Consider the following 6,250-nt stretch of genomic DNA (forward strand, 5'->3'; position numbering starts at 1 on the left):
GTAAGTACGATTTCTCCATTTGCCCAATTTTGTAAATTAGTATCACAAAGTATAGCAAATTGATTTAAAGCCATGGCCCAATTCTTAATAGGCATTGTCCATTTTTTAGAAGCATTTGTCAATGCTAAAAAGATTATTTTCTGAATCGATTTATCATCTGGAAATACCCCCTTATTTTTTATAATTTTACGAATTTGACGGTTAGTTGATTCAATAGCATTAGTAGTGTAAATCGCCTTTCTAATGTCTTCCGGAAAGCTAAAGAACGGAGCTATTCCAGACCAATTTCTCTGCCATATATCAAAAATAACTGGATATTTTTCATCCCATTTTTTAGCAAAATTTTGTAATTCTCTTAATCCCTCTGCTTCATTTATTGCAGAATAAACTGCCTTTAAATCAGCTGTTACCAATTTTAAATCTTTATATGATACGTATTTTACAGAGTTTCTTACCATATGAACAATACACAGTTGTACTGTGGTTTTTGGGAAAATGCTATTTATTGCTTCTGGAAAACCTTTAAGACCATCAACACACGCAACATATATTTGTTCTACACCACGATTCTTCAGTTCTGTTACTACTTGCATCCAAAATTTAGATCCTTCATTCTTGCCTATCCAAATACCTAATAGTTCCTTCTTGCCTTCTATATTCACGCCAATAGCTAGATAAACTGCTTTATTTATTATTATATGATTGTCTCTTGCCTTAACATGAATACAATCTACATTATAGGATATACACTATCAAGTGCTCTATTCTGCCACGCAGTAACTTCCTCTAAAATGCCATCAGTTACCTTTGATATTAACTCAGATGATACTTTGGTGGCATATAGTTCTTCTAAGTGCCCTTGTATTTCTCGAATAGTCATTCCCCTAGCATATAAAGATATTACTTTATCATCAAATCCTTCAAATCTCCTTACTCCTTTTGGAATTAGTTGAGGTTCAAATTCTCCTTCCCGATCCCTTGGCACTTCTACTATCAATTTACGACCCTCGGAATCTATTAGAGTCTTTTCATAATTGCCATTACGTCTATTATCTGACTCCTTGGTATTCTTAGAATGCTTCTCATAACCTATATGAGATTCCATTTCTTTTTCTAAAATCTTATTTACTATCTGCTTTTTAATTTCCTGAAATATTCCTTCTTTGCCAAATATCTCAGATGGATCACTTTGTGATAGTATTTCTGATACTACTTTTTCTATAGTCGGATTTGATACTTTACTCTTATTCTTCATATTAGCCTCATGTAAGTTGTTTTAACTAAAGAACCCTCAGCTATAAGCTGAGGGGTTATAAAGTGGAATCGATTAGAAATCGATCATCATTCACAGGTTCACCTTCCTGTTCATCAATATAGCGCTGTATCATTTCATCAGTTATATTACCTGAACTGACCGCCATATAGCCCCTAGCCCACAAATGATTGCCCCAAAATTGTTTTCTTAAATGAGCAAATTCTTGCAATAAAATTCTTGAGCTACTACCTTTTAAATACTGTACTAACTTGCTAAGAGATATTTGTGATTTATATGAGATAAACATATGCACGTGATCACATGATATTTTCCCTGAAATTATATATACTTCATGTTCCATACAAATCTGCCTTAGTAAATCTCTAGCCCTTTCCGCTACTTTGCCTATCAATGCTCTCTTCCTATATTTTGGTATCCATATAAGATGTACTTTTAAATCATACTGACTATGACTATTCTTTCTATAACTTCTCATGTTTCTTGATATAAATTCATTGCTAAAGCAATTTCATTATATCTTCCCTTCGCCTGAAGGCGAGGGATTTCTTATCCCCGAAGGGGGACATTAATTTTATTCTTAACTATTTTTATAACTTACACAAACTTTCTGACGCCCCCGTATTTCCAGATGATAAATCGATTCAGAAAATAATCTTTTTAGCATTGACAAATGCTTCTAAAAAATGGACAATGCCTATTAAGAATTGGGCCATGGATTTAAATCAATTTGCTATACTTTGTGATACTAATTTACAAAATTGGGCAAATGGAGAAATCGTACTTACACAAAAAATCTGACAGACCCGCTAATAATTTTTATATTTTTCTTTAGCCAATAGCAAAGTAAAAGTACTATTTAGACTCCCCTTAATTCAGGCTGTATTTAAGCCCTGTTATTCGATTAAAGCTGTGCGGGTAAACTAGAACTACCACCCATATCTTTAACTTCATCTGATGTAGAATTATGGCTTTCTCCTAGTGTGGGGTCAGGGGGGAGAGAAAGTTCTTGATGAGCTACTTCTTTTTGTATATGTTGTAATTCTTGTAATTTATTATCAATTAGTCCCTTTACTCCAGACTGTTCAAGTTCATTTACTTTCGAATGTACTAGGTATATTATTCCCTCAAAATCATATGATTCCTTTATTACTTTAGGTTCCATTAGAAGCGCAAATGCCTGTTTTAATATTTGAGAAAATTCCTGTTTTACTATTCCATTATCATCGTATAGTTCTACAGGTGTTTTGTTTCCTATAGAATATATCAAATCTAAATATGAAGTAACTTTATTTGTGTTAGTATCATAAGTTACTTTTTTAATAAGTAACTTAATTATTTGAGCATTGCCTCCCTTAACGGCAGTATATAATGCTGTATTTCCATTGTTATCGCCAGCATTTATAACCTCATGGGTCATTTTCCCAATAAGCCACTCAACTATTTTAATGTAACCTATGGTACTTGCAAGAGCAGTTGCAAAATGTAATATTGTTTGACCATTTATATCTGAGTCATTTAGCAATTTTGAGAAACTTGACTTATCTTCTGAATTTAATTTACTCTCTAAAAAATCTAGTAGTGCTATTGCTCCTTTTCCTTTATGGTTACCAAGTAACATATGGTGTAATATGTTTTTATTATTGCTATCACGCGAGTTTCGTATTAATAGAGGAACTGAATAGCTGATAGTAACTGGGTTACGAGGATATTAGTAATATTGTTTTTGTTATTAAATGTACTTAAAACTGCATAAATTTTTAGTAAATTGTCTTTTTTGACTATAACTATTAAATTGTAAAACTTGTCACACCTCTTACAAACCTTGAAAGGATAAGCATTATAGCATATTCATTAACCATAATTTAGGCATCTTAATACGAAACTCGCGTATATTAATGAACTTGGAGAGATTCAAGGTTTAAAACTAACGCCTGGCAACATAGATGATAGAGTGCCAGTGCCAGAAATAACCAAACGTATTACTGGATTGTTGTTTGGGGATAAATGCTATATAAAACAAGAACTTTTTGATGAACTATACGTCAGAGAGATCAAGTTGGTAACTGGGATAAAGAAGAACATGAAGAATAAACTTATACCATTAATTGAAAAAATTTTACTACGCAAACGCTCAATTATTGAAACAGTTTTTAGTGTACTAAAGGGGTTTTTGAACTTGAACATACAAGACATAGATCAATTTGGAATGCCTTCGTCCATATCTTATCTACTCTTGTTGCTTACTGTATGAAATCTAACAAACCAGCTATATCTAAAAATTATCTAATCCAGAATTGAGGTTTATTTAGTTTGTGTTCACCTCTTATGGACTGCAGCAATAAATCTCTAGAATCTTGTGCCTTAACATCCGTTTTTTCAACTTTTCTTAGATTTTTTGGTCCTGCTATTTCTCTCATTAAATCAGAAGTATCTATAGAAGGACGTGGTTGATTTTCCGGTTTTTTAACCGTAGTAGCTCCTACAGGCTTAGATAATGTCTCAGTCTGAACCGGAGCCATAGTAGGCATAGGCGGCGGTGGCGGAATGTTATTTTCCGGTAAAGGCGGAGGCGGTGTTACATTATTTTCCAAAGGTTTAGCTAGGGACGAATTTACTAATATTGGTTCTTTTTTTGAAGTCATGTGATTTGTAAGATTACTTACTATCTTTTGTAACTCCTCATTGTCAGATAACTTTGCAATTATATCATTAATATTTCTTTCTTTATTTTCAATTAATTCCTCAAATTTATGCTTCGTTTTATATAATTGTTCATCAATCTTTCTAATTGTTCTAGTATTACTTTCTTTGTTTTTTGCTAAAACCTGCTCATTATTATTTACAAAAACATTTTTAACATTTTGCCAAATATTATTTAACTTTTCAAAAAATGTATAAGATATTTCTTCCCTAATTTCAGCAACCTGTTTTTGTATTTCTTTAAGTTCTTTGATATTAGAATTTTCGGATATTAAATTTTGGATGTTTTGTTTTGTAGCATTTAAAGAATTATATTGTTTCTCTAGTCCTTCAGCATTAATGCATTGTAAGGGATTTGTCATATGTAGAGTTGAGAATCTTTCAGGCTTCCTCTTATAACTAAAAAATACTTCCGATAATCTTTCTCTTTGATCTTTAGATAAATCTTTCTTTGTTAAATCCTTAAAATTTTTTTCGATTTCTTCTTGTAATTCTTGCTTTAAAGGTGCAGATTTTTCCGCTATATTATATATCTTATTATCAATATCTTTTAATATTTTATTATTATACTTTATTGCTTCATTTGTTAACTGTTCTTCACTTTTTATAAAAATATACTTTACATTAGAAACTGTTTTTACAAATCTTTTAAACCAAGGCAGCGATCTGTTATGTTCTTTTTCTAGTTCTTTAGTTTCATTTTGTATTTCAATTAAATCTTGCAACTTCTTATTTTGTTCGCATAATTCGTTTACTTGGCCTAATATAGTATTTAAAGCATTATTTTCTTGTGCTAATAATTTATTTATATCTATTTCTTTAGCCACGCCATACACCTACTATAAATTAATGTCGGCATTATAGTAAATTTCTTGTACAAAAGCAAAGAGAAAGTTAATGTATTTTTGATAAATAAAAAGTAGATAGACGAAGTTTAATTTGAAAAAGAGCAAGGAGTCTATAAGTCAAGGAACGCAGAGTATAATAATATGTGAGTATCATTGAGCTTATAAGACTTTGTGCTAATTTTTCAAATTAAACGAGTATAGTTAACGTAATTTTAAGGATGATAAGCCTATAAGAGCAAATATGACTGAAATAATCCAAAATCTTATTACGACTTTTGATTCTGCCCAGCCGTATTTTTCAAAATGATGATGAAGCGGTGCCATTCTAAATATTCTTTTTCCTTTAGTAGCTTTAAAGTAATATACCTGTAAAATTACGGATGCCGTTTCAATAACAAACAAGCCGCCGACTATAGCTAAAACTATTTCATGCTTAGTAATGATGCTAATAATACCAAGCACACCGCCAAGACTTAGACTACCAGTATCGCCCATAAAAACTTCTGCCGGTTGTGCATTAAACCATAAAAATCCAAGGCAGCTACCGACTAATCCCGCACATAACACCGTTAACTCTCCGGTATTCGGTATATAGGTTAGCTGTAAGTAGTTCGAGTAAATTAGATTTCCTACTAAATAACTTATTAAAGCAAAAGAACCGGCAGTAAAAGCAATAGGAACGGTAGCAAGACCATCAAGCCCATCCGTTAGATTCACGGCATTAGAAGAGCCAACTATAACAAATATAGCAAAAACTATATAAAAATAACCAAGATCCAAACTTAAATTTTTAAAAAACGGTACGTTAAGTAAATGACTTGGATTTTTATCGGTATATTCTAGTAAAACACATATGATTAAGCTAATAATTCCTTGCAGCAAAAGTTTACTTTTTCCTCTTACCCCGTAATGGTTATTTTTAGTTACCTTAGCATAATCATCCATAAATCCTATAATACCGAAACTAATAAAACCAAATAACGTAATCCAAATATATTTATTAGTTAAATCAGCAAGTAATAAAGTAGAAAGACAACTAGAAAAAATAATCATAATGCCCCCCATTGTCGGAGTACCTGCTTTTGTTTGATGCGATTCAGGTCCGTCCGAACGTATAGGCTGACCGTTTTTTTGAAGAGATCGCAGAAATTTTATTAATATCGGACCTGTTATAAAGCTAAGGCTTAGAGTTATAGTAATAGCAAGCCCGCTACGAAAAGTAATATAGTGAAATAAATTAGCTATATGTGAATTATGGATATGAGGAAGTAAAAGATTGTATAACATTTGTAGATTTAAATTAAAAAGTATATTTAAGGCATTATTGTGTGGCTAGAAAAACATACTCGATGTCATACCGTGGCTTGACCACGGTAATCCATCTTTTCACTAGACCCCGTGATCAAGTCACGGGTGACATTAAAGG

4 protein-coding genes and 3 pseudogenes are annotated in these 6,250 nt (G+C 31.8%); 2 read left to right on the plus strand and 5 right to left on the minus strand.

The window, feature by feature from the left end:
* Together REIS_RS12600 and tnpA are read right to left on the minus strand one after the other, a co-directional pair.
* Positions 1 to 1,255, minus strand: a pseudogene (locus REIS_RS12600) (IS256 family transposase); the annotation flags it as partial.
* 55 nt (positions 1,256 to 1,310) lie between these two features.
* A complete protein-coding gene (tnpA, locus tag REIS_RS04755; RefSeq protein WP_008580137.1) occupies positions 1,311 to 1,751 on the minus strand; it encodes an IS200/IS605 family transposase in 441 nt (146 codons plus the stop codon).
* 188 nt (positions 1,752 to 1,939) lie between these two features.
* On the opposite strand from tnpA, the gene REIS_RS16410 reads away from it, so the two are divergent.
* The gene (locus REIS_RS16410; RefSeq protein WP_008580138.1) at positions 1,940 to 2,074 is read left to right on the plus strand and encodes a hypothetical protein; all 135 of its coding nucleotides are present in this window, start codon (positions 1,940 to 1,942) and stop codon (positions 2,072 to 2,074) included.
* Positions 2,075 to 2,177: 103 nt separating this feature from the next.
* On the opposite strand, the gene REIS_RS04760 is transcribed toward REIS_RS16410, so the two are convergent.
* Entirely contained in the window at positions 2,178 to 2,894 is a 717-nt protein-coding gene (locus REIS_RS04760; RefSeq protein WP_008580139.1) for an ankyrin repeat domain-containing protein, read from the minus strand.
* 273 nt (positions 2,895 to 3,167) lie between these two features.
* Here REIS_RS04760 and REIS_RS04765 point away from each other — a divergent pair.
* A pseudogene (locus REIS_RS04765) lies at positions 3,168 to 3,574 on the plus strand (transposase); the annotation flags it as partial.
* A gap of 77 nt (positions 3,575 to 3,651) precedes the next feature.
* Here REIS_RS04765 and rickA read toward each other — a convergent pair.
* Both rickA and mraY read right to left on the minus strand, forming a co-directional pair.
* A pseudogene (rickA, locus tag REIS_RS04770) lies at positions 3,652 to 4,803 on the minus strand (Arp2/3 complex-activating protein RickA); the annotation flags it as partial.
* A 222-nt stretch (positions 4,804 to 5,025) separates the two neighbouring features.
* Positions 5,026 to 6,111, minus strand: coding sequence for a phospho-N-acetylmuramoyl-pentapeptide-transferase (gene mraY, locus REIS_RS04775; protein ID WP_008580142.1), 1,086 nt, complete (start codon positions 6,109 to 6,111; stop codon positions 5,026 to 5,028).
* Positions 6,112 to 6,250: the final 139 nt, after the last annotated feature.

This window comes from Rickettsia endosymbiont of Ixodes scapularis, assembly GCF_000160735.1.
Lineage (GTDB): Bacteria > Pseudomonadota > Alphaproteobacteria > Rickettsiales > Rickettsiaceae > Rickettsia > Rickettsia tamurae.